Origin of the sequence: Halopiger xanaduensis SH-6, assembly GCF_000217715.1 — an archaeon.
Classification (GTDB): Archaea; Halobacteriota; Halobacteria; order Halobacteriales; family Natrialbaceae; genus Halopiger; species Halopiger xanaduensis.
This window is the reverse complement of record NC_015666.1, coordinates 1099477-1124195: the sequence shown is the minus strand read 5'-3', so window position 1 is coordinate 1124195 and position 24719 is coordinate 1099477. Positions and strand designations below refer to the sequence as shown.

Below are 24719 nucleotides of genomic sequence, written 5' to 3'. Positions count from 1 at the left end.
GCAGTCGCGCTCGATTCGAGACTGGACTCCCGATCTCGATCGGCCGTCGAGCGACGCGAACTAGAACGGACGGTGAGCCGCCGCAGTCACTCCTCGATGTACTGGCGCTCCCACTCGCGGCGCTCTTCGATCGCCTGTACTCCCTGGTCGCTGATCTCGTAATAGTTCGTCCGCCGGTCGAGCTGTCCCTTCTCGACGAGCCCCTTGTTGACGAGGGTGTCCAGATTCGGATACAGTCGTCCGTGGTTGATATCGGCGCTGTAGTACGACTCGATTTCGTCTTTGACGTCTTGGCCCGACGGTTGGTCGGCGCCGGCGATGACGTACAGGAGATCCCGCTGGAATCCGGTCAGATCGTCCATGTTTCACCCGTGTGATCACACCAAGAGAGCGACTATTTGTTATCTATCGCGTATCACGGCCCCGTAGACGGTTTCAAACGGACTAATACAGCGTTAGACCGCGTACTCGGCGTTTCCGGTATCGTACACCCCTCCAGATTATGATACGATAGCGCTGCTCGAGCCCCGACCGATCGGCTGCGGGGCGTCGTCACTGGGAGGGAGGGTCGCCAAAAAACTGGTTTGTATACTGAAACCCGTTACCGAACGCGAAGCACCGTTTTACAGGCGGGTGACGTTGGTGGCGCGGGGGCCCTTGGGGGCCTGTTCGATGTCGAATTCGATCTCTGTGCCTTCTTCGAGGTCCGGGCCGCCAACGTCTTCCATGTGGAAGAATACGTCCTCGTCCGCGTCCTCAGTCGAAATGAAACCGTAACCGCCTGTGTCGTTGAAGAAATCAACGTTGCCTTTCGCCATTGCAACCGTACGAACCGGGGCCACACGTATAACAGTTGTGCTACAATTAGAATTCTGAAACGAAGATAATTTTCGATAGAACTGGGCAAACAGTCCTCGATCGGGACGGAATCGGACGGAAACGATTGTATTCGAACTCGATACGACGTCGTTACTCGGTCCGGCGAGCAACTGCAGTTCGCCCGCGATCGACCCCCACCGGGGCGCTCGAGCGAGTAGCGACTGTACTGGCGATTCGTCCTGTAACAGAATTTCGCGAGATGAGCGATGAGGGCGCCGATTTCGATAGTGACCGATCGGTCAAAAGTCCCCGTCGCTCGAGTGGGGACACCCGGCTCGAACGCGAATCCGATCGAGTTGTATGATCGCGCAGCCATCGTTCGGTCACCCTACGATCCGCACTCGAGAGTAACGACGTCGTACTCGAGTCCGACTCGAATAGTATCGTTTAGGTGCGTTCGACGGCGAGCCGACGGTATGAGTCGCTCACGGACAACTGCCGCGCCGACGATCGCGCAGGTCGCGCTGATCGGCCTGTTCGTCGCGGCGCTCGTCACCGCACAGCTCACCGCGTCGAAGGTGCTCGCGTTCGAACTGCCGTTCGCGCTCCCGGTCACGGGCTCGCAGCTCGCGCTGCCCGGCGCCGCGCTCGCGTACGCGCTCACGTTCCTCGCGAGCGACTGTTACACGGAACTCTACGGCCGCCGCGCGGCCCAGATCGTCGTCAACGTCGGTTTCCTGCTGAACTTTATCGTCCTCGCGCTCGTCTGGTCGACGATCGCCGCGCCCGCTGCACCCTCGAGCGTCGATCCCGGCGCCTTCGAGACGGCGCTTGGCGCGTCGACGAACGTCGTCATCGGGAGCCTGCTGGCCTACGTCGTCAGCCAGAACTGGGACGTGATCGTCTTTCATCGCATTCGCGAGGCGACCGGCGCGCGGATGCTCTGGCTGCGCAACATCGGTTCGACGGCGACCAGCCAGGCGATCGACACCGTCATCTTCGTCTCGGTCGCGTTCGCGATCGCGCCCGCCGTACTCGGCGTCGGCGCCGTGCTCCCGACGAACGTCCTGCTCTCGCTGATCGTCGGCCAGTACCTGCTGAAGTTCGCGATCGCGCTGCTGGACACGCCGATCGTCTACGCCGTCGTCTCGCTCGTCCGCTCTCGAGAGGGAATCGCACCTGACGACGCTCATACGGCCTGATTTGCCGGCTCGGGTCGATCCTACTCGTTCTGCACCGGTTCCGAGAACGGAGAGCGTTTAGTGGCGCGCTCGAGAGGAACGGGTATGGACGAACGCGTCCGCGAACACGCCGACGTACTGGTCGACTGGAGCGCTCGAGTCGAAGCGGGGGACGACGTCGTTCTCTCGGTCGGACCCGACGCCCACGAACTCGCCGTCGCCGTCGCCGAGAAGCTCGGCGAGCGGGGCGCGAACCTGCTCGCGACCTACGGATCCGGGGAGATCACGCGCGCGTACCTGCGGGCCCACGACGGCGACTTCGACGAGAATCCGGCCCACGAGCGCGCGCTGTTCGAGAACGCGGACGTCTACCTCTCGCTGGGCGGCGGCCGGAACACGAGCGCGACGGCCGACGTGCCGGGCGACACCCGGCGGGCCTACAGCAACGCCCGCACGGAGATCCGCGAGGCGCGCTTCGACGCGCGGTGGGTCTCGACGGTCCACCCGACGCGGTCGCTCGCCCAGCAGGCCAACATGGCCTACGAGGAGTACCAGGACTTTGCCTACGACGCCATCCTGCGCGACTGGGAGTCGCTGGCCGACGAGATGGCGAACATGAAGGACCTGCTCGACGCCGGTTCGGAAGTTCGACTCGTCTCCGACGGCACCGACCTCACGATGGCGATCGATGACCGCACCGCGGTCAACAGCGCCGCCTCGGTCGCCTACGACTCGCACAACCTCCCCAGCGGCGAGGTCTTCACCGCGCCCTATGCCACCGAGGGCGAGGTCACCTTCGACGTCCCGATGACGCTGCGCGGCGAGGCCGTCCGCAACGTCCGCCTCGAGTTCGACGACGGCGAGGTCGTCGATTACGGCGCCGAACAGGGCGAAGAGGTGATCAGCGAAATCCTCGAGACCGACGACGGTGCCCGACGGCTGGGTGAACTCGGTATCGGGATGAACCGCGGTATCGACCAATACACGGACAACATCCTCTTCGACGAGAAGATGGGCGAGACGGTCCACCTGGCGCTCGGTCGGGCCTACGACGCCTGCCTCCCGGAGGGCGAGTCGGGCAACGAGTCGGCGGTCCACGTCGACATGATCACCGACATGAGCGAGGATTCGCGGATCGAAATCGACGGCGACGTCGTCCAACGGAACGGGCAGTTCCGGTGGGAGGACGGCTTCGAGGAGTAGCGCTGTCGGAACTGAATTGAGGGTAACTCGAGCGAACGAACCTATTAGACGGCGTTTACGCTCGTCGTTGCCGGTGCCTAGAGACGGAACCGGGCCCATACTAATGGGTGATTCCGGCCTTGCATCAGGTACCGCCTTGACCGGTGGCGGCGAATAACCGGTCGGGATGCTCGGCGTCCCGCTCCCCGTTTCGACAGTTGTCTGCCCGCCCCGCCGGAGGCGGCACGTATCCGGCACTTTTTATACCCCATCCCCCTCGACGGCGACGCACTACTGTCGAAGTCGATACAGCGACGTTGCATCGACTGCAGCGCCGCGTCCGTGACGTTCTCGAGTCTCGAGTCCCAACCACGGGTATGCGCAACCAGCTCCGGGCCGGCGCCGCCATCTACAACGACGGCTACTACCACGCCGCCCACGACGCCTGGGAGGACCGGTGGCTCGAGTGCGAAGACGGGACCGACGACGAGCGGCTGCTCCACGGCCTGATTCAACTCGCCGCCGCGGTCCACCACGCTCACGAGCGCAACTGGGTGGGTGCCGTCGGACTGGCAGAAAGCGCCGGCGAGTACCTCGAGGGGCTCCCCGGAGACTACCGCGACCTGCATCTCGAGCCGATCCGCGGGTACCTCGGCGCGCTCGCGGCCGACCCGGAGGTGATCGAGCGCCGGCCGCCAGTGCGACTCGAGCACGACGGCGAGGTGCCCCGACTGTCGACGCTCGATCTCGAGGCAACGATCGTCGCCGCACCCGTCATCGCCGACGAACTGGGGTACGACGAGGACCCGATCGAACGCGCGTGCGAGTACGCACAGCGGGATCTGGCCGCGGGCGACGACGACAGCCGATTCATCTCCCTGCTGTTCGACTTCGTCCGCGAGGCCGACGCTCGAGGAATCGTCTTCCAGCGGCTCAGCCAGCACGTCGATCGGCGGGCCGCGCGAGAGTCGGACGTCGAGGGGCTGTTTTAACCAGCCTTGGGCTCAGCGGAAGTCAGTACGTTTTCCTACCGGAAACCCGAATTACAAACTGAGCTATGTCCGACTTCGTTTCCGTCACGTGCAACGAGTGTGGTGACGAGTTCAAGGCATACCCCGACGCGAACGCGGCCGACCGCGAGTTCTGCAGTCCCGCGTGCGCGCTCGAGGACGCGTAACGTCCGACGAAGAGGACGAACGAACCCATCTCGAGACGTCCGACGGGAATCGTCGTCGAACCCGAGTCGGACGGGTTATTTTGGCGCCTGACGTTCGATAGACGCGGCTGGCGGGAATAAAAGCGAGTCAGTCGTGGCGCGCGGAGTTGTCCTGAGGCTCGTAGCCGAGCACCGCTCGAGCGCGGTCGATGGAGTAGTACTTGCGATCGTTGTCGGAGATACCGTAGACGATTTCGTAGCCGTAGTCGGCCGAGAGACAGCGGTCGAAGAGGCGGGCACAGTCGCGGTAGGAGAGCCACATCGCCTGGCCGCGCTCGTAGTCGATCGGCGGGTGGTCCTCGGTGAGGTTGCCGATCCGGACGCAGACGACCGAGAGGTCGTGTTCGTCGTGGTAGTACCGGCCCAGCGACTCGCCGGCGGCCTTCGAGACGCCGTAGAGGTTGCCCGGCCGGGGGAGTTCGGTGCCGTCGAGCAGGTAGTCGTCGTCCGCGCGGTACATCTCGGGGGTCCGTTCCTCGGTCTCGTAGTGGCCGACGGCGTGGTTCGAGGAGGCGAACGCGACCTTCTCGACGCCGGCGTCGACGGCGGCCTCGAAGACGGTCTGCGTGCCGTCGATGTTGTTCGTCAGGACGCTGTCCCACGGCGCGTCCGGACGCGGGTCGCCGGCGAGGTGGATCACGGCGTCGATTCCCTCCATCGCCTCGCGGACGGCCTCGTCGTCGGTGATATCCGCGACGACGAACTCGCCAGGGTAGTCCTCCGTCGGCGGATCTCGATCCAGTAATCGCCACTCGTACTCGTCTGCGAGGCCCCCGAGGATGGCGTCTCCGACCCGCCCCGCAGCCCCCGTGAGCAGGACTGACTGTGCCATTCGTTGTTCGGTGGAAGGGAAAGCGGCGATAAGTACCATGCGGTTCCACGCCGGCACGGTCGTCGCTGACACGCGCGTCACAGAGCACTCGAGCGGACGGGGACCGGGGCCGAGGAATCGGGACCGGAACCCCCTTGCCGGCCGCACGCGAGGACACCCGTATGACGGACACCGCGCCGACCACCGGCGAAGCCGCCTGCTTCGAGGCCGGCATCAAGTTCGGCACGCTCTACCACCAGTTCGCGGGCACCCCGCTCTCGCCCCACAGCGCCGCGAGCATCGAGACCGCCATGGAGGAGGCCATCGAGAACCAGCCCCACTGTACCGACGTCACCGTCGAGGTGCAGCGCGACGCCCTCGAGGCCGAACTCGCCGACTCGGCCGCCGACTACACCGAACTGACGGGCCGCTTCCTCGAGGTGGAGATCGTCGTCGACTACGAGGGCTGCGAGGTCGTCACGCGGATGGCGATGGAGGACGGCTACCCGCTGATGACGGTGGTCTCGGTTCGCGACGCCGACGCGAACTAGCGCGCCGCCGGCTGATCGGCCGACGGTCGAACGATCGACTGTCGATCCGATCGACCCTCGAGAAGGCTTTCGAAATTACCTTGCCGTTCGGCGCGTATCGACCCTCACGACCCCGGTTTCACTTTCACTTTCGGGCGACCTTTTAACCTCGGGCCCCGTGAAGGTGGACACATGAGCCAAGCGACGTTCGGCGACGACGAGGAACTGTTCGGCGAAGCAGCCAACGAAATGCGCGAGGACGTCGAATCCTCGCTGGCCGAGGCCTGGGCGGCACTACCCGACGCCGACGACGTCTGGGAAGCCGACGCCGACAACGTGCTGGGCGTGCTCAACGGTCTCAACTCCGCGCTGGACGCCGGCGACGCCGAGGACCACCTCCGCGACGCCAAGAAGTGGTTCACCATGGGCCAGCGCGCCGACGCCTTCGAGGACGCCGACGACTTAGAGGCGGAGATCGCCGACCTCGAGGAAGCCATCGAAGACATCTCGGCGGCCGGCGAGCAGGTGGGCGAACTCACCTCGACGATTCCGGCGCTTCGCGGCACGCTCGAGGACGCAGGCCCGAGCGACGACGGTGACGACGCGGAAGACGAAACAGAGGAGGCCGACGCCGAGTCCGAGGACGACGAAGACGAGGAGTAACCTGCCCTTCCGATCGACGTACCGAACCGTCTCGGTCGCCGGCCACCCGTCAGGTTCATCCGCGCCCGCTCGAGTCCCGTAGCGGCGTCGACCGCGGCTACCGCCGCTCGGGTCGCGAGACGTCGCGCTCGGCGACCGCCTCGAGCAGCCGGGCCAGCGCGTCCGCCGCCAGCTCGAGCAGTTCTTCGCCCCGTCGTGCGTCGCCGTCGTCGGGGTCGCCGACCACGCCGTTTTCCGTGAATTCCGCCGAATCGTAGGCCAGATTCGCGTAGCTGACCCACTCACCCCACCGATCGGCGGCGCCGGCCTGCGCCTCCTCGATGCGATCCTCGCGGACCAGGTCCGGCTCGAGGTGTCGGAGGAGGGCCGTCTCGAGGGGGCCGCCGTGACCCATGTCGCTCGCGTGCTCGCCGACGGCCTCGAACCAGGTGAAGGGGACGGCGTAGGCGTCGGTGTCGGCGCTGCGCGTGATCGTCCCGCCGACCTCCCGCAGGGCGTCGACGTTGCCGCCGTGGCCGTTGACGATGACGACGCGGTCGAAGCCGTGATGGGCGAGGCTCTCGACGGCCTCGCGGACGTAGTTTCGGAACGTGTCCTCCGAAACCCACATCGTCCCGGGGAACTGGCGGTGTTCCTCGGCGATACCGACGGGAACCGCCGGCGCCCGGACGACCTCGCGGTCGATTCGGTCGCAGCCGGCGTCGGCGATCGCCTCGGCGGTCAGGACGTCGGTTCCGAGCGGTGCGTGGGGGCCGTGCTGTTCCGTGCTACCGACGGGGACGACCGCGAGATCGGAGTCGCAGTCGCGAACGTCCGTCCACGTCGCGGCGCGTAGATCCATGCGCGAGTACTCCGAGCGCGCGGACATGAAACCGTCGGTAGCCCGGATCGATCCGCAGGAACCGCAGGCGGTAGTCGGCTCCGTTCGTGGCGAACGCAGGGTCAACCGGTTTCCGGTCCGTTGACGTATCCTCGGGTATGCCAGACGAAGATCGCGAACTCGGCGTCGAACTCGGCGACCTCGGCGACGAACTCCGGAATCAGGAGTATCCGATCAGCCAGGACGATCTGCTCGAGAAGTACGGCGACGAGGAGGTCGGGATGGGCGGCGAGGAGACGATGACCCTCGAGGACCTCATCGGTCCGATGAACGAAGACGAGTACCAGGATTACGGCGAAGTCGAGCAGTCGATCATGAACATGGTCAGCGACGACGCGATCGGGCGGAAAAATTACAGCGACCGGACGCCGCCGGCGTCGGGCGAACAGCGACAGGACGAGGGTGCTCCGGAGCAGGGCGGCCAGGAGGAACAGGAGTCGTTCTAACGGAGGGGTGCCGACCGCGACCGTCGTCAGTCGTCATCGTCGCCGACGTCGGCGTCCACTTCCGTCCGCGCCTGCCGGCGCTGGGCGCGCTCGATGAACTCCTGGGGGAGTTCGTCGATCTCGCCGGCCTGCACGCCCCAGAGGTGCGAGTACAGACCTTCGTTTTCCAGCAGTTCCCCGTGCGTGCCGCGTTCGACGATTTCGCCGTCCTCGAGGACGAGTATCTGATCGGCGTCGCGGATCGTCGAAAGCCGGTGGGCGATGGCGAACGTGGTCCGGTCCTCGGCGAGTTCGTCGATCGAGCGCTGGATGAGCATCTCGGTCTCGGTGTCGACGTCGCTGGTCGCCTCGTCTAACACGAGGATGTCTGGGTCCTTGAGGATCGCGCGGGCGATCGAGATGCGCTGGCGCTGCCCGCCGGAGAGTTTGACGCCGCGCTCGCCGACCTCGGTGTCGTAGCCGTCGGGCAGGTTCTGGATGAAATCGTGGGCTTCGGCCATCTTCGCAGCCTCGACGACGTCCTCGCGGTCGGCGTCGAAGGTGCCGTACTTGATGTTCTCCTCGACGGTGCCGTAGAAGAGGAACGTGTCCTGGCTGACGTAGCCGATCGAGTCGCGGAGGCTCTCGAGGGTCACGTCGCGGATGTCCTGGCCGTCGACGGTGATCGCGCCTTCGTCGACGTCGTACATCCGCAACAGGAGTTTGAGGACGGTCGACTTGCCCGCGCCCGTGGGCCCGACCAGCGCCAGCGTCTCGCCGCCCGCGACGGTGAAGTCGATGTCGTCGACGATCGTCTCCTCGTCGTCGTAGCCGAACGTGACGCGGTCGTACTCGACGCGCCCCGCCGACACCTCGAGGTCGGCCGCGTCGGGGTTCTCCCCGACGAGGTTCGGTTCGTCCATCAGGCCGAACATGCGCGCCGAGGAGGCGCGGGCGCGCTGGTACATGTTGATGATCTGCCCGAACTGCGCCATGGGCCAGATGAACCGCTGCGTGTAGAGGATGAAGACGACGAACTCGCCCTCGCTCAGCGTGCCGGTGAAGGGACCGGGCGGCCCCTGGAAGACCCACAGGCCGCCGACGAGGAACGTGACGACGAAGCCGATCCCCGCGAGGACGCGCAGCCCTGGGAAGAACTTGATCCGGGTCTCGATGGCGTCCCAGTTGGCGTCGAAGTAGTCCTGTGAAACGTCCTCGACGCGCTCGGACTCGTACTCCTCGGTGGTGCTCGACTTGATCACCTGGATCCCGCCGAGGTTGTTCTCGAGGCGGGAGTTGACCTTGCCGACGGTCGAGCGGACGGCGGCGTACTTCGGCTGGATGATCTTGACGAACAGGTAGGTGAACCCGGCGATCAGCGGCACCGGGAGCAGCGCCACTAACGCGAGTTGCCAGTTGTAGGCGAAGAGGATGACGCCGATCCCGACGATCATCACCGCCATCCGGAACAGGGAGTTCATCCCGTCGTTCAAGAAGCGCTCGAGGCGGTTGACGTCGTTCGAGAGGATCGACATCATCTCGCCGGTCTGCTTGTCGGCGAAGAAGTCCATGTTCAGCCGCTGCATCTTGTCGTAGGTGTCGGTCCGGATGTCGTGCTGGATATTCTGGGCGAAGGCGTTGAAGCCCCAGTTGCGAAGCCAGTGGAACGTCGCGCCGAAGAAGAAGGCGCCGGCGATGACGCCGATAGTCAGGTAGAACTGCCCGAGCTGCGTCGCGGGAATGTACGGTTCGACCAGCCCGCCGCCGAAGGGCAGCGCACCGGCGTAGCTGTCGACTTCGTTGCGAAACACCGCGTCGAGCGCGACCGCCAGCATGATCGGCGGCAACAGATCGAGGATGCGGGCGACGGTGCTCGCGAGGATCCCGACGATCGCGGGAAACGCGTAGTCGCGCCCGTACTCGAGGAACAGGCGCTTCATCGGGTTCTCGATCTCTTCGCGTTGCTCCTCGAACGGGTCGTCCTCCTCCCAATCGACGCCGCTCCCGCTCATCGGCTCGAATTTGGGATCCGCACCAATAAGGGTTGCTACGAATCGAAACAGTTCGGTTCCAGGCTAGATCGGATACTCACTCGTACTCGATCTCGACTTCATCGCCGACCGCCATCCCGGTCTCGTTGGCGTAGCCGCGGGGCACCTCGAGCACCCACTTCGCTCGGCCGGTGTACTGCAGGCTTTCGCCGTCCTCGCTGGGCTCGGGTGCGCGTGCGTGTTCGATTCCCGTGATCTCGCGGTCGGCCCCGATGAAGACGATGTCGATGGGGAAGTCCATCTCCCGCATGACGTACGTGCGGTCGTCCTCGCTCGAGTGGACGAACAGCATTCCCGCGCCCGGCTCGAGGGAGTCGTGATCGCTCAGACCGGTGTACTGTTCCTGCCGGGTATCCGCGACCTCGACGTCGATGACGGCTTTCGGCTCGCTCCGATCGTCGAGCACGCGAACTTCGCCGTGATCGATGTGCCAGGGGGCCGAGACGTAGCCCGCCTGGACGAGAACAACGCCGACGAGCAGGACCAAAACGACGGCGAGCAGCGCTTGCCAGACGCGCTCGAGTGCCATACGTGAACTGCGCAGCGAGAAAGTAAAGGTTATTCGGACGGCGGGACTTGGTCCGAATGCGGGCTCGTGGTCTAGCTGGTCATGACGCGGCCTTTACAAGGCCGAGGTCGGTGGTTCGAACCCGCCCGAGCCCACTACTTCTGTCGCGAACAACTCGTGAGCGACAGTATCGTGATGCGAGCGGCGGTTCGAACGACGGAACGAGCGAGCGACAGCGAGCGAAGTTCAGGTGGTTCGAACCCGCCCGAGCCCATTTCTGTGGTGAACAACGCGTGAGCCACAGAAATGTATCTGAGGGCAGGTTCTAATCAGGGAGGAGCTTGCTCCGACCGTGGTTCGAACCCGCCCGAGCCCAGTTCCCACTGCGAGCAAACTCGAGAGCAACGGATACGTGGCCGAGGGCGATTCGAACGAGAGAAGACGGCGCGAACGCAGTGAGCGACCGTCTTCGCGTTGTTCGAACCCGCCCGAGCCGTTCACTCTCCTCGAGTCGTCCGGCGCTATTCGAGTCCGGCACCGCTCGAGTCGTCCCGATGCCGCCCGAACCGATCTACGACCCAACGATCGCTCGAGCCTACTCGCAACAGTAGCACTGTCTGCGATCGTGACGAGACTACGTCATAATCAGTGCAACAGCCCGAGAGCGAGTCACCAAGTCGCGTCGGCTAATCAGTTAGTAACCAAGGATAACATCGCGACGGCGTCCGTTTCAGCCGGTTTCAGTCTGCAGGACACATCCGTAATCTTACAACTCCGTATCGTCTCCCTTCCTCCCGCAAGCAACGGTTCAAAAGCAAGCAGCCGGGCGCGCTCCGATACGGCCTCGAGCCGGTGACCGCCAACCTCGAGTTCAGACCATCCGCTCGGCTATCCTCCCGTGATCGCACGTGGCCGTGCGATCGCCGACTGTCTACCGCCTACTGCTTGAGACGTGCGACGTTCTCGCGGATCGAACTGAAGAATCCATCGCCGGATTCGGCCTTCAGCGCCGCGTGCAGCGTCGAGTTCTCCGGTTCGTCCTTGACGACGACGCGGAGGTACGGCTCGAGTTGCTCGAAGTTGTCCGCGAGGACGACCGTGTGGTTGTCCTCGTCGTGGTCGACGACGCCCGCGTCGGCCAGTTTCGGGACGTGACACTGGACGGAGGAGACGTAGACGCTCTTGTACTCGTTTTTCTCGACCTCGTCCGGGTGAACGTCGTGTTCCCAGCCCGCAACTTGCTCGGCCAGCGTCGAGAGTTCGATCGGGTCTTCGCGACCCCGGAGCGCGTAGAGGAGGTATCGCCGACGCCGATTCGCGAGTAACTCGAGGATGGTGTCGGCCGAAAGCTCTTGCGCCTCCTGTCTCGAGGTAAGTGCTTCCATAACACGATGTTACTCCCCGGTGCGGAAAAGGGTGTCTTGAATATCCGCAAATCCGACAGGCAGCCGCTAACTGCGAGAAATCGGAGCATATGAGAAATTACTGTTCGTTTTATTGCCACCGTGACATCTGTTGACTAGGTGGTACCACGGCACCTATGAGAACGACTCGAACGGCGCTCCCGATTCGAAATCCTTTTTTATATCATCGACCGAGGCATGAGTAAGCCGCCTTAGCTCAGACTGGGAGAGCACTCGACTGAAGATCGAGCTGTCCCCGGTTCAAATCCGGGAGGCGGCATATTCTGCGGCGACGGATGAAGTGAGGAGGCGCAGAAACGACGCCGAACGAATTTGAACTAGAGAACACGCAGTGCGAGCGCCGCGAGCGACCGTGTTCGCGTGGTTCAAACCCGGAGTTGCCAGCCAATTTTACGAGATTCGACTCGAGAAGTCGCAGGACCGAACCGCAAGTAGATCGTGCTAGCGAGTTGTCGTTTTGCAGGAAGGAGACGAGCGGGAGCACCGTCTGACGCGTCGACGCGGACCGGGCAACTACTGCCCGGACGTCCGATCGATCGCGTCGTCGATGAACTCCTCCGGTAGTTCGTCGATCTGGCCCGCCTGGACGCGCCAGAGGTTCGCGTAGAGGCTGTCCCGCTCGAGGAGTTCCTCGTGAGTTCCGCGTTCGACGATCTCGCCGTCGTCGAGCACGAGGATCTTGTCGGCGTCGCGGATGGTCGAGAGGCGGTGGGCGATGATGAACGTGGTTCGGTCGGCGCTGAGGCGGTCGAGCGAGCGCTGGATGAGCATCTCCGTCTCGGTGTCGACCGCGGAGGTCGCCTCGTCGAAGATCAGGATGTCGGGATCACCGACGACGGTGCGGGCGATCGAGATCCGCTGGCGCTGGCCGCCGGAGACTCGGACGCCGCGCTCGCCGACCTGCGTATCGTAGCCCTCGGGGAGTCGCTCGATGAACTCGTGGGCCTCGGCGATCTTCGCGGCCTCGCGGATCTCCTCGTCGGTCGCGTCGAACCGGCCGTACGCGATGTTTTCGCGGATCGTCCCGCCGAAGAGGTACGTCTCCTGACTGACGTAGCCGATCGATTCGCGCAGACTCGCGAGGGTCACGTCCCGCAGGTCGTAGCCGTCGATGCGGATCGCGCCCTCGTCGACGTCGTAGAGGCGGAGCAGCAGCTTCAGCACCGTCGACTTCCCCGCGCCGGTCGCGCCGACGAGCGCGACCGTCTCGCCCGGTTCGGCCTCGAAGGAGACGTCCTTCAGTACCGGGTCGGTCTCGTCGTCGCTCGAGTTCCAGCCGTCCTGCGTGTCGGTCGCGACGGTGCCGCCGTCGGGTTCGGCGTCCGCCGGCGACGGGACGGCGTTCTCGTAGTCGAAGGTGACGGAATCGTACTCGACGTGGCCGTCGACCGCGGGGAGTTTCTCGACGTCGGGCGCGTCCGTGATCCTGACTGGCATGTCGAGCAGCCCGAAGACGCGCTTCCCGGACGCGCGGGCGTTCTCGTAGAGGTCGACGACGCTGGCGATGTCCCGCATCGGATTGCGAATCCGCTGGCTCATGAACAGGAAAGTGACGAGCGTCCCGACCGACAGCTCGCCGGTAAACGGCCCCGGCGGCCCGCTGACGAGCCAAACGCCGCCGACCAGGAACGTCATCCCGAACGCGACGTTGGTGAGGAACCGCGAGCCGGGATGGTAGAAGAGCTCGAGCTTGATCCGCCACCAGTTCGACTCGAAGTAGTCCCAGGAAACGTCGCGAACCCGCTCGTTCTCGTACTCCTCGGTCGCCGTCGACTTGATGAGTTGCATCCCGCCGAGGTTGTTCTCGAGGCGCGTGTTCATCGAACCGACGGCCGACCGAATCGCGTCGTAGGCGGGTTCGACGAGGCGGTGGTAGAGGAGGGTTCCGACGGCCAACAGCGGGAGCGCGCTCAGCGTTACCAGCGCGAGTTGCCAGTTCAGATAGACGAGGATGGCCGTGACGCCGAGGAGGACTGCCGCGATCCGGGTCGCCCTGACGAACGCGTCGTCGAAGAACCGCTCGAAGTTCGAGACGTCGTTGTTGAGCACGCTCATCAGTTCCCCGGTGTCCTCGGACTCGAAAAAGCCCATGTCGAGCCGCTGTAACTTCCGGTACGTAGTGGTCCGGACATCGTGCATGACGCGGTGGGAGAAGTAATCCATGCAGAGACCGCGCGCCAGCGAGGAAACCGCCAACAGGAGGTAACTCCCGATAATCAGGCCGAAGGAGAGCCAGAGCTGTCCGGCTCGGTCGCCCGGAATCCACGCCGCGGGAAGCAAGGGGAGTTCGTAGGCCTGCGTCTGGTTGAAGACGGCGTCGATCGCAACGCCGAGGATAAACGGCGGTACCAGCGACGCGCCCCGCTGAATCAGGTTCAACACCAATCCGACACCGAAAACGGCCCAGTGGTCGCGACCGAACGTCGTAAAGATCCGAACCAACGGCTTGGAGACGCGGTCGCGATAGGCCTCAAACGTACTCTTCTCGACAGCCATTCGGTCGTGCCGTCTTTCGGTACTGAGTACATAAAACCGTGGGAAGAGGGAACGTGGCACCGGTTCCAGTACGGGCTCGAGTCCCGGCGCGTCGGCGACGAACGGCCCGCAGAGCGGCCCCACGGACGGGACGGCTCGAGAAGCGATATCGAGACGTTGAGAATGGCATTTTGTATCCCTGGCGACGGCGGCCGACACATTCGTACGGGACCTCACCTGCGTTCGGCAGTGGAACGGATCGGCGTTTCAGGGCCAAACGGCCGCCGACGAACCCCACGGCGCTACCGCAACGACCACATCTATCAGGCTGTCGCCCGGACCTAGTGCCGTGAGCAGCAACACGATCGAAAACGAGAGCGAGACGTTCGAGATCGGCGAGACGACCGTCCACCGACTGGGTTTCGGTGCGATGCGTCTCTGCGGCGAAGACATTATCGGGGCGCCGGACGACGAGGACACCGCGCGCGAGGTCGTCCAGCACGCGGTCGACCTCGGCGTCGATCTCATCGACACCGCCGACTCCTACGGCCCGGGCGTGAGCGAACGGCTCATCCGTCAGGCGATCGGCGACCGCGACGACGTGCTGGTCGCGACCAAGGCGGGCCTCCTGCGCAACCGCGAGGGCGACTGGCTCGCCCACGGCGACCCGGACTACATCCGCAACCAGGTGCTGACCTCCCTCGACCGGCTGGGAACCGACACGATCGACCTTTACCAGTTCCACCGCCCCGACGAGGACGTCCCCTACGAGGACTCCATCCAGACCTTCGCCGAACTGCAGGACGACGGCCTCGTCGACCAGGTCGGCGTCAGCAACGTCTCCGTCGAGCAACTCGAGACCGCCCGCGAGCACGTCGACGTCGCCACCGTCCAGAACCGGTACAATCTCGACGACCGCTCGAGCGCGGACGTGCTCGAGGTCTGCGAGGACGAGGACATCGGCTTCATCCCGTGGGCGCCGATCGACGGCGACGATCTCGACGGCCACGGCGACGTGCTGGACGAGATCGCCGACGACCACGACGCGACGCGCCGGCAGGTCGCGCTCGCCTGGCTGCTCGACCACTCCGACGTCGTGCTCCCGATTCCCGGGACGTCGGACCCGGAGCACCTCGAGTCGAACGTCGCTGCCACGCAGCTCTCGCTGTCGGACGACGAAGTCCAGCGGCTGACGGACGTCGCGGAGTAAACCGTACCCACCTGCGGCCCGCTACCCGCTGTTTTCGCTCTCGAGTCGGCCGGCGAGACGGTGCGTGAGGTCGGTGAGGTAGAACGACCCCCAGACCGCCGCGACGACGGCGCCGACGACGTCGTAGACGAGGTCGACGATCGTGTCGCTCAGGCCGTGTTGGGAGACGACCGCATCGATGCCGAGCACCCGCGCGCTCCAGTCGATGCCGAACTCGAAGAGTTCCCAGACGACGCCGAAGGCGAGGACGAAGACGAGAATGAAGGTAAACAACATCGCCGGCGGGAAGTGAACCTCGTCGGTGTAGAGATCGATCGCCCGCACGACCGCGTAGCCGGCCGCCGCGACGACCGAAGCCGACATCGTATGCGTCAGACTGTCCCACTGCCCGATCAGTCCGTAGAACCCGGCCGAGCCCAGCGCGTGGAGGAAGACGGCCGCCGTCAGCCAGAAGACGACCCCCGGCTCGAGCGGGAGGCGAGCGTCGCGCTCGAGAACGGCGGGCAGGAAGGTGATCGCCAGCGCGATGGCGGCGTTGGCGACGGTCGGCAGGTCCCGCGCGACGAGGCCGTACAGCAAGATCCCCGCGAGCGCGACCTGCATGACTCGAGCGAGGCGGCGAACGATCTCGTCGGGGACGTCCAGCCGATCGCGAAGCAGCGGCGGGACTGGATCGGATTCGGAACCGGTGTCGGGCACCGCCCCCTCGGTCGTCGGCGATCGTTCGGAAGCCGGTTCCGAGTACGTCTTGAAGAGGCGATCGAAGAGGACGCCGGCCGCGAGGCCCGAAACTGCCGCGTAGCCGAAGTCGATCATCATCGCGCGGTTGGCCACGTCCTCCGATCGGCCCGTCAGGATGTAGTCGGTCCCGAGAGTCACGTCGGCGACCCACTGGGCGACGTTCCACGCGCCGGCGGCGGCCAACGTCGTCAGGACGACCAGCGCGATCGCGAAGGCGTGGTTCATCCGCACCGCCGTGAACCGGTCGATCTCGACGACCGCGACGAGCGCGATCGCGGCGACGGCGACGTACGTTTCGACGGTCGTCAGGAACGACTCGCCGAGCACCGTCGCGTGGACGACGGGCAGGAGCACGAGCGCCAACAGCGTCCACGGCGGCATCGCGAGCGGATCGCGGCGCGCGATCACCGGAAGCATGACGATCGCGACCGCGGCGATAGTGAAGGCGAACCAGCGGTACGAGCCCGTCCCGCCGTGGCCGATCGCCAGCACGACGAGGACGATCGTGACGAGCCACGCCAGCGCCGCGTTCCGTCTCGGCTCCTCGCGCCGCGCACCGCGCCGAACGTCCGCCATACCCGTCGGTACGAGACGCCCCGTCTAAACGCGAGGGCATGACTACGCCGCCGCCCTCGATACGCAAGCCGACCTCGACTCGTCGGTACGACGGCCGCACCATCATCGCGCCGCCTCGAGGCCCGTTCTGACGATACCTGCGACTCGCCGGTTTGCTCGTCACAAAACGGCCGGGTGCGAGAATCGAACCCTGCCAGTCGCAGCGGCCGAACGGAGTGAGATCGACCGTCTGGCTACGGTTCGATCTCGGTCGAATTTGCGCCGCTCACGGATTTGCTCGCGGCAAAAAGTCCGGGTACAAGAATCGAACCACGGTCGTTCCGCTCACTTCGTTCGCGTCGCTCCCTGATTCGATTCTCTGACGACTTCTGTGGCTCACAAAGTTGTTCGCCACAGAAGGTCCGGGTGCGAGAATCGAACCCGCGTCTCAGCCTCCACAAGGCTGAAGGATAACCACTACCCCAACCCGGACACGCTTGCGTGCTTATGTAGGACCGGTCGAACTGAAATACGTTACGACTCGCGAAACGCCGTGAGAAACCGGAACAGGGCCACCCTCGAGTCGCGCCGTCGTATGCGGCGCACACTCTGGCAACGGAAATCTCGACCGAGACGCTTTTCGGGAGTCCGATCCTATACCCGTCAACGCGTGGCCATCACCGACAAGATCTACGTCAAGAATCACCAGCAGTTGAGCTCCCAGCTCGAGACCAACATCCCGAAAGGGGCGTTCAAGGGGGCGACGCTGGACATGCTCTTTCAGGGGGACGGCCTCGAGAAGTTAGACGACGCGACCCAAGAGCGGGTGCTCGACTTCTCGAGCGACTTCCTCGACTGTAGCTGCGACAACAACCCCTACTGCGGCTGCCCCGAACGCAAGTTCATTCGCTACCTCCTCGAGTTGCGCGCGGAGGGGCTCGGCCCGGACGCGATCGTCGACGTGATGACCGACGACTACATGGTCTACGCCTACCCCGGCGACGTCCTCTCGTTCCTCGACGACGCGGTTCGAACGCTCGAGGCGGCCGAGGGACTCGCGCGGGTCGACGGCGAATCGGAGAAGCGAGACGAGATTCGGCGGGCGAAGGGAGATCTCGCGCGGTAGCCCAGACTATCGGAGCGGATACGATTCGTCGTCCTCGTCGAGTTCGTCGAGCAACAGCACCTCGTCCTGTTCGTCCTCGAGGCGGTCCTGGAGCTCGGTCACGTAGGACTTGTACTCGTCGAGTTGTTCCCGGAGGTGGTCCGCCTCGAGTTCGAGGCGCTCGTGCTCGCGGATGAAGCTCTTGGGGACTTCGACTGTCGGCGGGAAGGAGAGGTCTTCGCCCTCGCCGTCCTCAGCGTCGCCGGTCGCCGGGCCGGCGCCGAGTTCGTCCTCCGGCACGACCGCGACCTGCCCGTCGTGTTCGACGAGTTGGTCGACGTAGTCACGGAAGACCGCGGACAACGAGATGTCGCGCTCCTCGGCGATGTCCTGGAGCGATTCGAACGCGTCCTCGTTGACGCGAAACGAGATCGTCTTGTTCTTGTTGCCCATTCTCACTATGAATCTCGGTTCGTCTCACTTAACAGTTTGTCAGACTTGACAGGCGACGGTTTCACCGGGAATTGCCGGCGAATCTGCGACGAGACCCGAACGCTATCCGCCTCGAGCCCCTACTCCGAGCTATCCTATGCTGACGGACACGCCGGGGATCCACCACGTCACGGGCATCGTCGGCGATGCCCAGCAGGCCGTCGACTTCTACGTCGGGACGCTCGGACTCGCCCTCGACACGCAGACGGTGAACTTCGAGGACATCCTCCAGCACCACCTCTACTTCGGCGACGCGGCCGGCACGCCGGGGACGGTCTTTACCGTCTTCGCCGATCCCCACGGCGATCCGGGACGCGTCGGTAAGCCACAGGTCGAGCGAGTTTCGTTTCTCGTTCCGGACGGCAGCCTCGAGTACTGGCGCGATCGGCTCCGAGAGCACGACATTGCGCTCGAGGGAGAGGACGGCGAGCCGCTCGAGCGCGAGCGGTTCGACGAACGCGTTCTCCGCTTCGAGGACCCGGTCGGAACGCGCCTCGAACTCGTCGGCGGCTCGCCCGCCGAAATCGAGGCCGCCGCCGTCGAGCCGTGGACTGCCGGCCCGATCCCGGATGACGCCGCAATTCGCGGCCTGCACGGCGTCTCGGCGCTCTCGGTCAACCCCTACGCGACCGCGAGCACGCTCGAGACGCTGGGATTCGAGTACGAGGCCGAAACCGACGAGCGCGTTCGGTACCGAGCGCCGTGCGATCGGGCGACAGTCGTCGACGTGCTCGATCGCGAGGCATCGTTCGGCCGCGAGGGGATCGGCACGCACCACCACGTCGCGGTTCGCGTCGAAGAGGAGGACGACCTCTACGAGTGGCGGAAACTGTTCGACGAGCGCGGGTACGACGTCTCCCGCGTGAAGGACCGACACTTCTTCCACTCGCTGTACGTCCGCGAGCCGGGCGGCGTGCTCTTCGAGTTGGCGACCGAAACTGACGGCGTCGCCGCGAACGACACGGCCGAGCCAAGCACATCGCTGTCCCTTCCCGAGTGGTTCGAACGGGATCGCGACCTGATCGAGAGCCAGTTGCCGGAACTGGCGATATCGGATTTCGATTCGGCGTGACGATGCCCGGCGCAAACGAGTCGAGCGACGGCAACGGCCACGCGCTGAATTCGGTTTCAGGCCCTCACAGCGGCCACCCACTGCTGACCGCCGGCGCCCCCGCACTGGCAGCCGAGGCGGCGCTCATCCTCTGCCACGGTCGCGGCGCCACCGCACAGGGCGTCGTCAACCTCTTCGACCCCGTCTACCGACACGGCGTTGCCGTCCTCGCACCGCAAGCCGAACGCAGCCGCTGGTATCCGAAGCCCGCATCCGCGCCGCGGGCCGACAACGAACCGTGGCTCACCTCGAGCGTCGAGTGCGTCGCGGCGGCGCTCGAGGCTGCTCGAGAAATCGACATTCCCCCTGAACGGACCGTCATTGGCGGCTTCTCGCAGGGCGCTTGCGTCGCCGCGGAATTCGTCCGTCGGAATCCGCGGCGATACGGCGGGCTCTGCTGTCTCTCCGGTGTGCTACCGGGAGCAGTCGACGACGACTGGACGATCGGCGAAGGCAGTGGCGACGACCCGCTCGAGCGAACGCCGGTCCTCTTCGGGTACGGCGAGGACGATCCGCACCTCGATCCCGAACGAGTCGCGAGAACGGTTCGGACGCTCGAGAATGCGGGCGCAACCGTCGACGAGCGGGTCTATTCCGATACCGGACACGAGGTTACGGACGACGAGTTCGACGCGATAGCCGCGCTGCTCGAGGGGCTGTTGTCGACGTAGGTCAAAACAAAAAACCGATCGCGTCAGCGTTCGACGACGATCGTCGATCGTCAGGCCGTCGCTTCCGCGTCCTCGACCTCCTCCAGACTCTCGAGCGCCTGGATCACGTCGCGGCGGTAGTTCTCGACGGGCGAGTCGTACCGGTCGCGCGCCATCTCGGCGTACTCGTTGGTCGGGGCGGTCGAACCGCTCTCGGGCGCTTCCTGCTCGCTTTCCCACTCCTGGAAGGCCTCGATGCGCTCGAGCGTGCGCTCTGCGGTTTCGACGACCCAGCGGTCGCGGGTGTCGTCGTCGACGACCGCGATGTTCTCGGGGCGGACCGAGACGTTGACCGTGCCGTCCTCGGTCTCGTAGGTGCGGGGTTTGCCGACGACCGAGACGTAGGCCGGCGGCTCCGTGTCGCGAAGCGTCGCGGCCGCCTCGGGCTGGTACTGGCCGGCGTAGACGAAGAACGTCCCGGTCGGGTCGACGACCCGGCCGCGCCAGTACTCGCTGTCCTCGCCGACGTCCTCGGTCTCGGTGAGCGTGCCGACGATGAACACGCGGTTCGCGCGGTCGCCCGTCGGGAGCAGCGCGTAGTTAGGTGCGCGTTCGTCGTCGCTTTCCTTGAACGAGTACGTCGAGTCGTTGAATTCCGATGCGAAGACGCGGCGAGCGACTTCGCGGGTGAGTTCTGCCTGGCTCATATCACATCGACCTCGCTTTGATCAGCAGGTCCTCTGCATCCGCCGGCCCGTCGAGTTCCTCAACCTCGTCGGCCAGCACGTACCGGCCGAAGGTCGGCCCCTCGATGCGGTAGTAGGTGCCGACGATATCGTCCGCGATCTCGTCGGCGACGATGGTCGTGTCCAAGGCGTCCATCGCCATGTCCTTGGCCTCCTCGAGGCTCAGGCCGGTCAGTTCCTCGGTGGCGTCCTTGTCGAAGATGACCTCGTGGGCGTCGATGCCGTCGTCGACGACGGCCTTGATCCGGAGGTCGAACTCGCCCTCGACCTCGCCGTGTTCGTTACAGCGGCCGTTCTGCAGGACGCGGGTGCAGTCTTCCTTCGGGCAGCGCTTGATCAGGCCGCTGCCGCTTTGCATGTCCACGAGCGCGCCCTCGATCTCGCTCGTGTCGTCGCCGACCTCGAGCTCCTCGTCGAGTTCCTCGACGACGGTCGTCGAGTTGAGTTTGACCGAGTACCGGCCCTGGTACTCGTCGGTGACGACGTTGCGAAGTTCGTAAACGCCGCCCTCCTCGAGCGTCGGCAGGTCGGATTTGGCCCACTTGGTGAACTTGATCGTCCCCGTCGGGTCGCCGAGCAGGCCGACCTGCGCGACGGAATCGCTGCGGGGATCCCACAGTTCGATGACCTTCGCGGTGAGGTCGATCCACTCCTCGGGCTCGTCGACGTCCTCGATGTTGGCGGCCTCGCTCGAGCCGCCCGCGATGTCCTCGCGCTCTAAGCCGGCTTCCTCGAGGTAGTGATTGGTGACGCTGCGCCGGGCCTCGTCGATCGGGACTTTGTACTCGTCGACGAGGGTCGTCAGCCGCTCCTCGATGTCGTCGACGCTGACGTCTATGTGGTCCGAAAACTGGTCGTGAATATCGTCTGCGTGCTGTCGTACGTCGCTCATTGTGTCACGCCTCCTCTTTCGTTTCAACGGGAGGCATACGCCCATTCGCGCCGGATGGTATTTAAACCTCCGGCACCGGAGCGAAAGTAGACAGCAGGCCTGAGTCGCCAGAATCTCGCGTAGGGGCCGGCGACGGATTACTCGTCGCCGTAGGCCGACAGCGACCGGTCGGTCGTATCCTTCCGGTGGCGCGTGGCCAGCCCCGCGAGGTGGGGCGCCTCGGGGACGATCAGTTCCTCGCAGGCGGTTCGGCAGGCGCTCTTGCTCCCCGGCAGGCAGAAGACAGGCGTATCGACCGCGATGCCGGCCGTCGCGCGCGAGGCCATCGCGCGGGTGCCGACCTCCTCCCACGAGAGCGAGCGGAAGAGTTCGCCGAAGCCTGGCAGTTCGCGCTCGAACAGCGACGAGGTCGCCTCCGGCGAGACGTCGTCGGCGGTGACGCCAGTCCCGCCGGTCGTGAGTACGACGTCGATATCCCGGCGCGCGACGAGGCCGCGCACGGCCGTCCGGATCGCCGAGTAGTCGTCGCGGACGAGCACGCGCTCCTGTACTTCGTGGCCCTCGTCCTCGAAACACTCCCGAATCGTGTCGCCGCCCGGATCGTCCGGGTCTGCTTCGTCCGCCTGCGCGCGCGAACTCGAGACCGTCACGATCCCGACGCAGAGCGGATCGATGACGTCGTGGCCGTGATCGTCGGTACTCCGCCTGTCGTCCTGATCGACTGTCATACGCGTGTGTGCACGCCGGAGGGCGATAATAGCTCCCCTCGGACGACGGTCGGCCGCCTCGAAAGCGGACCGGCCGACTCGACCGGCCGGTTACGGCTGCCGAAGTTCCTCGAGTTGCTCGTCGAGTCGATAGTCCTCAGCCCAATTGATGCCGACCCGTTGCCCGTTCTTTGGCTCTCTGAACCGGATCTCCATTTTTCCGGTCGCGGCGTCGGAAACCGAGATTAGGTAGCAACTGTCGTTGACCGGATCGTAGACCGCGAAGTACTCCGCCCGCCCGTCGTAGTCCTCCCTGTCGTAACCGTCGCCTCGTTTGCGTGTACTGACCGTTTCGAACGCTACCGTTCCCTCGCTTTTCCGGTAGGCCGTTTTGCACTGAATGCGGTGAAATCGACCGCCGACCTCGACGACCAGATCGTACGGCTCGTTATCGTAGGCGGGAACGAGAATGGGGATGTCACGGACAACGAATGCGGATCGGAGAATGGCCTCGGTTGCCTGTCCGCGCTTCTGCGGTTCTCGAAGCTCGTCGTAGGGCCCCGTTCGCTCTGCCATGCCGATACTCGCCGCGGTATCCGAGATAAATCCGCGTCCGAAAGTGAACGGATGCGAGGCTCGAGGAGCGTCGCGACTATTGGTTGGAAAAGGGTTATGAAGAAGCGCCGAAGCCAGGACTCGAACCTGGGACAACCTCGTATCTGCGGCGAACAGGCAAGACCTGAATCGCCGTAACAGCGAGGTGCTCTACCATCTGAGCTACTTCGGCTCATCTCCTGATTGGGGGCTGTATTTGATAGAGCTTTCGTTTTCCGTTCCCTGGTAGGGCTTTCGCTTCCTGCGATTTGGTACCCGTTCACCCGCCGCTCGAGCGGTTCGATATCCTTTCCCCGGCCGCTCGAGAAGGTGCCGGTAATGAGCGACGAGCAGGCAGACGGCGACGAGACGGGCGAGCGCGACGACCTCGAGGCCGTCCTCGCGACGGTTCGCGAGCGCGTCGACCCCGACGCGGACGAGCGCGAGCGGTTGCGCGAGGTCGCCGAGCGGCTCGCCGAGCGCGCCGAGGCGGCCGCGACCGACCTGTGTCCGGACGCCGACGTGTTGCAGGTGGGTTCGACCGCACGGAACACGTGGATCAGCGGCGACCGCGATATCGATATCTTCGTCCGCTTTCCGCCGGAACTGGACCGCGAGACGCTCGAGCAGTACGGTCTCGAGGTCGGCCACGCCACGCTGCCGGAGGGCCACGAGGAGTACGCCGAACACCCCTACGTCAAGGGGACCGTCGAGGGGTTCGACGTCGACGTCGTCCCCTGCTTCCGGCTCGAGTCGGCGACCGAGATCCGCTCGGCCGTCGATCGGACTCCCTTCCACACGCAGTACCTCGAGGAACGGCTCGACGACGACCTCGCGGGTGACGTGCGCCTCGCGAAGCAGTTCCTGAAGGGGATCGGCGCCTACGGCAGCGACCTCCGGACGCGGGGGTTCAGCGGCTACCTCACCGAGCTGCTGGTCTGCGAGTACGGCGGCTTCCGCGACCTGCTCGAGGCCGCGGTCGACTGGCATCCCCAAGTCGAACTCGATCCGGAGGTCCACGGGCGAGAAACCTTTGATGACCCGCTCGTCGTCATCGACCCGACCGATCCCGAGCGCAACGTCGCCGCTGTCTGCTCGCCCGACAACGTCGCCCGGTTCCAGCACTACGCCCGCGAGTTCCTCGCCGAGCCGGCCGTCGAATACTTCAAATCGGTCGACCCCGACCCGCTCTCCGAATCGGAACTCCGCGACCACCTCGAGCGGCGCGGGACGACGCCGGTCGCGGTGCGGTTCGACGCGCCGGACCTCGTCGAGGACCAGCTCTATCCGCAGCTCCGGAAATCGCTGGCAGGGATCACGCAGGGGTTGGACGACCGCGGCTTCGACGTGTTCCGCGCGACGACGTTCGCCGATGATACGGCCGTGGTATTCGCTGAACTCGCAGTTGCCGAGCGCCCCGCCGTCGAGCGCCACGAGGGGCCGCCGGTCCACGTCCAGGGCCACGCGGAAGGGTTCTACGAGGCTTACGCCGACGACCCCGACGCCTACGGACCGTTCATCGCGGACGACCGATACGTCACCGAGCGCGAGCGGGAGTTCACCGCCGCCCGCGACTTTCTGGAGAGCGACCGCCTGTTCGACGTCGGCCTCGGCGCGCACATCGAGACGGCCCTCGAGGACGACTACGAAGTGCTGGTCGACGACGGGGTCGCGGCGCTGCTCGAGGAGTTCGGGCGAGAGCTTCGGGAGTACTTCGAACCCCGACCCTGAGAACTGCAAGGGTGGCCGCA

General features: G+C 65.1%; 25 protein-coding genes and 4 tRNA genes. 13 read left to right on the top strand and 16 right to left on the bottom strand.

Going from position 1 to position 24719, the window contains the following annotated elements; translation table 11 throughout:
• Positions 1-86: 86 nt before the first annotated feature.
• Entirely contained in the window at positions 87-362 is a 276-nt protein-coding gene (locus tag HALXA_RS05560) for a PadR family transcriptional regulator (RefSeq protein WP_013879332.1), read from the bottom strand.
• 261 nt (positions 363-623) lie between these two features.
• The gene (locus HALXA_RS05555; protein WP_013879331.1) at positions 624-818 is read right to left on the bottom strand and encodes a cold-shock protein; all 195 of its coding nucleotides are present in this window, start codon (positions 816-818) and stop codon (positions 624-626) included.
• Between the two features lie 477 nt (positions 819-1295).
• Here HALXA_RS05555 and HALXA_RS05550 point away from each other — a divergent pair, with 477 nt between their 5' ends.
• From HALXA_RS05550 to HALXA_RS05540, 3 genes are all read left to right on the top strand, one after another.
• Positions 1296-2021 carry a queuosine precursor transporter gene (locus HALXA_RS05550; protein ID WP_013879330.1) on the top strand — a complete coding sequence of 242 codons (726 nt, stop codon included), beginning with the start codon at positions 1296-1298 and terminating at the stop codon, positions 2019-2021.
• 84 nt (positions 2022-2105) lie between these two features.
• Positions 2106-3203, top strand: a complete 1098-nt coding sequence (locus tag HALXA_RS05545) for an aminopeptidase (RefSeq protein ID WP_013879329.1) — start codon at positions 2106-2108, stop codon at positions 3201-3203.
• 356 nt (positions 3204-3559) lie between these two features.
• On the top strand, positions 3560-4174 hold the full coding sequence (locus HALXA_RS05540) for a DUF309 domain-containing protein (RefSeq protein WP_013879328.1): 615 nt from the start codon (positions 3560-3562) through the stop codon (positions 4172-4174).
• Between the two features lie 312 nt (positions 4175-4486).
• Here HALXA_RS05540 and azf read toward each other — a convergent pair whose 3' ends face one another.
• Positions 4487-5230: an NAD-dependent glucose-6-phosphate dehydrogenase Azf gene (gene azf / locus HALXA_RS05535; RefSeq protein ID WP_013879326.1), complete on the bottom strand. Its 744-nt coding sequence runs from the start codon at positions 5228-5230 to the stop codon at positions 4487-4489.
• 161 nt (positions 5231-5391) lie between these two features.
• Here azf and HALXA_RS05530 point away from each other — a divergent pair, with 161 nt between their 5' ends.
• Positions 5392-5760: a dihydroneopterin aldolase family protein gene (locus HALXA_RS05530; RefSeq protein WP_013879325.1), complete on the top strand. Its 369-nt coding sequence runs from the start codon at positions 5392-5394 to the stop codon at positions 5758-5760.
• A 171-nt stretch (positions 5761-5931) separates the two neighbouring features.
• A complete protein-coding gene (locus HALXA_RS05525) occupies positions 5932-6402 on the top strand; it encodes a DUF5790 family protein (RefSeq protein WP_013879324.1) in 471 nt (156 codons plus the stop codon).
• Between the two features lie 97 nt (positions 6403-6499).
• On the opposite strand, the gene HALXA_RS05520 is transcribed toward HALXA_RS05525, so the two are convergent.
• Positions 6500-7243: a creatininase family protein gene (locus tag HALXA_RS05520; protein WP_013879323.1), complete on the bottom strand. Its 744-nt coding sequence runs from the start codon at positions 7241-7243 to the stop codon at positions 6500-6502.
• A 137-nt stretch (positions 7244-7380) separates the two neighbouring features.
• On the opposite strand from HALXA_RS05520, the gene HALXA_RS05515 reads away from it, so the two are divergent.
• On the top strand, positions 7381-7728 hold the full coding sequence (locus HALXA_RS05515) for a DUF5789 family protein (RefSeq protein WP_013879322.1): 348 nt from the start codon (positions 7381-7383) through the stop codon (positions 7726-7728).
• Positions 7729-7754: 26 nt separating this feature from the next.
• On the opposite strand, the gene HALXA_RS05510 is transcribed toward HALXA_RS05515, so the two are convergent.
• Both HALXA_RS05510 and HALXA_RS05505 read right to left on the bottom strand, forming a co-directional pair.
• Positions 7755-9719, bottom strand: a complete 1965-nt coding sequence (locus HALXA_RS05510; RefSeq protein ID WP_013879321.1) for an ABC transporter ATP-binding protein — start codon at positions 9717-9719, stop codon at positions 7755-7757.
• A gap of 76 nt (positions 9720-9795) precedes the next feature.
• Positions 9796-10287, bottom strand: a complete 492-nt coding sequence (locus HALXA_RS05505) for a DUF192 domain-containing protein (protein ID WP_013879320.1) — start codon at positions 10285-10287, stop codon at positions 9796-9798.
• Positions 10288-10347: 60 nt separating this feature from the next.
• On the opposite strand from HALXA_RS05505, the gene HALXA_RS05500 reads away from it, so the two are divergent.
• A tRNA-Val gene (locus HALXA_RS05500) sits at positions 10348-10421 on the top strand.
• Between the two features lie 783 nt (positions 10422-11204).
• Here the strand turns inward: HALXA_RS05500 and HALXA_RS05495 are convergent.
• The gene (locus HALXA_RS05495) at positions 11205-11651 is read right to left on the bottom strand and encodes a DUF7344 domain-containing protein (RefSeq protein WP_013879319.1); all 447 of its coding nucleotides are present in this window, start codon (positions 11649-11651) and stop codon (positions 11205-11207) included.
• Between the two features lie 224 nt (positions 11652-11875).
• Between HALXA_RS05495 and HALXA_RS05490 the strand changes: the two genes are divergently transcribed.
• Positions 11876-11949: transfer RNA gene (locus HALXA_RS05490), tRNA-Phe, on the top strand.
• Between the two features lie 254 nt (positions 11950-12203).
• On the opposite strand, the gene HALXA_RS05485 is transcribed toward HALXA_RS05490, so the two are convergent.
• Positions 12204-14186 (bottom strand): ABC transporter ATP-binding protein, encoded by a 1983-nt coding sequence (locus tag HALXA_RS05485; protein WP_013879318.1) that lies wholly within the window; start codon positions 14184-14186, stop codon positions 12204-12206.
• Positions 14187-14514: 328 nt separating this feature from the next.
• Here HALXA_RS05485 and HALXA_RS05480 point away from each other — a divergent pair, with 328 nt between their 5' ends.
• The gene (locus HALXA_RS05480; protein WP_013879317.1) at positions 14515-15375 is read left to right on the top strand and encodes an aldo/keto reductase; all 861 of its coding nucleotides are present in this window, start codon (positions 14515-14517) and stop codon (positions 15373-15375) included.
• Positions 15376-15396: 21 nt separating this feature from the next.
• Here the strand turns inward: HALXA_RS05480 and HALXA_RS05475 are convergent, their stop codons facing one another.
• Positions 15397-16692 (bottom strand): hypothetical protein, encoded by a 1296-nt coding sequence (locus tag HALXA_RS05475; protein WP_013879316.1) that lies wholly within the window; start codon positions 16690-16692, stop codon positions 15397-15399.
• A gap of 399 nt (positions 16693-17091) precedes the next feature.
• Positions 17092-17163, bottom strand: a tRNA-His gene (locus HALXA_RS05470).
• 178 nt (positions 17164-17341) lie between these two features.
• On the opposite strand from HALXA_RS05470, the gene HALXA_RS05465 reads away from it, so the two are divergent.
• Complete coding sequence (locus HALXA_RS05465; protein ID WP_013879315.1) at positions 17342-17797, top strand: DUF5814 domain-containing protein; 456 nt, start codon at positions 17342-17344, stop codon at positions 17795-17797.
• Positions 17798-17803: 6 nt separating this feature from the next.
• On the opposite strand, the gene HALXA_RS05460 is transcribed toward HALXA_RS05465, so the two are convergent.
• The gene (locus HALXA_RS05460; protein WP_013879314.1) at positions 17804-18229 is read right to left on the bottom strand and encodes a ribbon-helix-helix protein, CopG family; all 426 of its coding nucleotides are present in this window, start codon (positions 18227-18229) and stop codon (positions 17804-17806) included.
• A 136-nt stretch (positions 18230-18365) separates the two neighbouring features.
• Here HALXA_RS05460 and HALXA_RS05455 point away from each other — a divergent pair, with 136 nt between their 5' ends.
• Together HALXA_RS05455 and HALXA_RS05450 are read left to right on the top strand one after the other, a co-directional pair.
• The gene (locus tag HALXA_RS05455) at positions 18366-19340 is read left to right on the top strand and encodes a VOC family protein (protein WP_013879313.1); all 975 of its coding nucleotides are present in this window, start codon (positions 18366-18368) and stop codon (positions 19338-19340) included.
• Positions 19341-19342: 2 nt separating this feature from the next.
• On the top strand, positions 19343-20050 hold the full coding sequence (locus HALXA_RS05450) for an alpha/beta hydrolase (protein ID WP_013879312.1): 708 nt from the start codon (positions 19343-19345) through the stop codon (positions 20048-20050).
• A gap of 50 nt (positions 20051-20100) precedes the next feature.
• Here HALXA_RS05450 and HALXA_RS05445 read toward each other — a convergent pair whose 3' ends face one another.
• The 5 genes from HALXA_RS05445 to HALXA_RS05425 all read right to left on the bottom strand — a co-directional run bounded on the left by HALXA_RS05445 (position 20101) and on the right by HALXA_RS05425 (position 23161).
• Positions 20101-20736: an RPA family protein gene (locus HALXA_RS05445; RefSeq protein WP_013879311.1), complete on the bottom strand. Its 636-nt coding sequence runs from the start codon at positions 20734-20736 to the stop codon at positions 20101-20103.
• A 1-nt stretch (position 20737) separates the two neighbouring features.
• Positions 20738-21667 (bottom strand): replication protein A, encoded by a 930-nt coding sequence (locus HALXA_RS05440; protein ID WP_013879310.1) that lies wholly within the window; start codon positions 21665-21667, stop codon positions 20738-20740.
• 137 nt (positions 21668-21804) lie between these two features.
• The gene (locus HALXA_RS05435) at positions 21805-22395 is read right to left on the bottom strand and encodes a MogA/MoaB family molybdenum cofactor biosynthesis protein (RefSeq protein ID WP_013879309.1); all 591 of its coding nucleotides are present in this window, start codon (positions 22393-22395) and stop codon (positions 21805-21807) included.
• A 90-nt stretch (positions 22396-22485) separates the two neighbouring features.
• Positions 22486-22950: a group I intron-associated PD-(D/E)XK endonuclease gene (locus HALXA_RS05430; protein WP_013879308.1), complete on the bottom strand. Its 465-nt coding sequence runs from the start codon at positions 22948-22950 to the stop codon at positions 22486-22488.
• 105 nt (positions 22951-23055) lie between these two features.
• Positions 23056-23161, bottom strand: a tRNA-Asn gene (locus tag HALXA_RS05425).
• Positions 23162-23307: 146 nt separating this feature from the next.
• Between HALXA_RS05425 and cca the strand changes: the two genes are divergently transcribed.
• Entirely contained in the window at positions 23308-24699 is a 1392-nt protein-coding gene (cca, locus tag HALXA_RS05420; RefSeq protein ID WP_013879307.1) for a CCA tRNA nucleotidyltransferase, read from the top strand.
• Positions 24700-24719: the final 20 nt, after the last annotated feature.

What these genes read in the sequence shown, in the direction of transcription:
- azf (WP_013879326.1), bottom strand. Translation starts at nt 5,230, where the DNA reads ATGGCACAGTCAGTCCTGCTCACGGGGGCTGCGGGGCGGGTCGGAGAC.
- HALXA_RS05555 (WP_013879331.1), bottom strand. Translation starts at nt 818, where the DNA reads ATGGCGAAAGGCAACGTTGATTTCTTCAACGACACAGGCGGTTACGGT.
- HALXA_RS05475 (WP_013879316.1), bottom strand. Translation starts at nt 16,692, where the DNA reads ATGGCGGACGTTCGGCGCGGTGCGCGGCGCGAGGAGCCGAGACGGAAC.
- HALXA_RS05560 (WP_013879332.1), bottom strand. Translation starts at nt 362, where the DNA reads ATGGACGATCTGACCGGATTCCAGCGGGATCTCCTGTACGTCATCGCC.
- HALXA_RS05445 (WP_013879311.1), bottom strand. Translation starts at nt 20,736, where the DNA reads ATGAGCCAGGCAGAACTCACCCGCGAAGTCGCTCGCCGCGTCTTCGCA.
- HALXA_RS05435 (WP_013879309.1), bottom strand. Translation starts at nt 22,395, where the DNA reads ATGACAGTCGATCAGGACGACAGGCGGAGTACCGACGATCACGGCCAC.
- HALXA_RS05510 (WP_013879321.1), bottom strand. Translation starts at nt 9,719, where the DNA reads ATGAGCGGGAGCGGCGTCGATTGGGAGGAGGACGACCCGTTCGAGGAG.
- HALXA_RS05455 (WP_013879313.1), top strand. Translation starts at nt 18,366, where the DNA reads ATGCTGACGGACACGCCGGGGATCCACCACGTCACGGGCATCGTCGGC.
- HALXA_RS05540 (WP_013879328.1), top strand. Translation starts at nt 3,560, where the DNA reads ATGCGCAACCAGCTCCGGGCCGGCGCCGCCATCTACAACGACGGCTAC.
- HALXA_RS05495 (WP_013879319.1), bottom strand. Translation starts at nt 11,651, where the DNA reads ATGGAAGCACTTACCTCGAGACAGGAGGCGCAAGAGCTTTCGGCCGAC.
- HALXA_RS05460 (WP_013879314.1), bottom strand. Translation starts at nt 18,229, where the DNA reads ATGGGCAACAAGAACAAGACGATCTCGTTTCGCGTCAACGAGGACGCG.
- HALXA_RS05520 (WP_013879323.1), bottom strand. Translation starts at nt 7,243, where the DNA reads ATGGATCTACGCGCCGCGACGTGGACGGACGTTCGCGACTGCGACTCC.
- HALXA_RS05530 (WP_013879325.1), top strand. Translation starts at nt 5,392, where the DNA reads ATGACGGACACCGCGCCGACCACCGGCGAAGCCGCCTGCTTCGAGGCC.
- HALXA_RS05505 (WP_013879320.1), bottom strand. Translation starts at nt 10,287, where the DNA reads ATGGCACTCGAGCGCGTCTGGCAAGCGCTGCTCGCCGTCGTTTTGGTC.
- HALXA_RS05545 (WP_013879329.1), top strand. Translation starts at nt 2,106, where the DNA reads ATGGACGAACGCGTCCGCGAACACGCCGACGTACTGGTCGACTGGAGC.
- HALXA_RS05450 (WP_013879312.1), top strand. Translation starts at nt 19,343, where the DNA reads ATGCCCGGCGCAAACGAGTCGAGCGACGGCAACGGCCACGCGCTGAAT.
- HALXA_RS05525 (WP_013879324.1), top strand. Translation starts at nt 5,932, where the DNA reads ATGAGCCAAGCGACGTTCGGCGACGACGAGGAACTGTTCGGCGAAGCA.
- HALXA_RS05515 (WP_013879322.1), top strand. Translation starts at nt 7,381, where the DNA reads ATGCCAGACGAAGATCGCGAACTCGGCGTCGAACTCGGCGACCTCGGC.
- HALXA_RS05440 (WP_013879310.1), bottom strand. Translation starts at nt 21,667, where the DNA reads ATGAGCGACGTACGACAGCACGCAGACGATATTCACGACCAGTTTTCG.
- HALXA_RS05550 (WP_013879330.1), top strand. Translation starts at nt 1,296, where the DNA reads ATGAGTCGCTCACGGACAACTGCCGCGCCGACGATCGCGCAGGTCGCG.
- HALXA_RS05485 (WP_013879318.1), bottom strand. Translation starts at nt 14,186, where the DNA reads ATGGCTGTCGAGAAGAGTACGTTTGAGGCCTATCGCGACCGCGTCTCC.
- HALXA_RS05430 (WP_013879308.1), bottom strand. Translation starts at nt 22,950, where the DNA reads ATGGCAGAGCGAACGGGGCCCTACGACGAGCTTCGAGAACCGCAGAAG.
- cca (WP_013879307.1), top strand. Translation starts at nt 23,308, where the DNA reads ATGAGCGACGAGCAGGCAGACGGCGACGAGACGGGCGAGCGCGACGAC.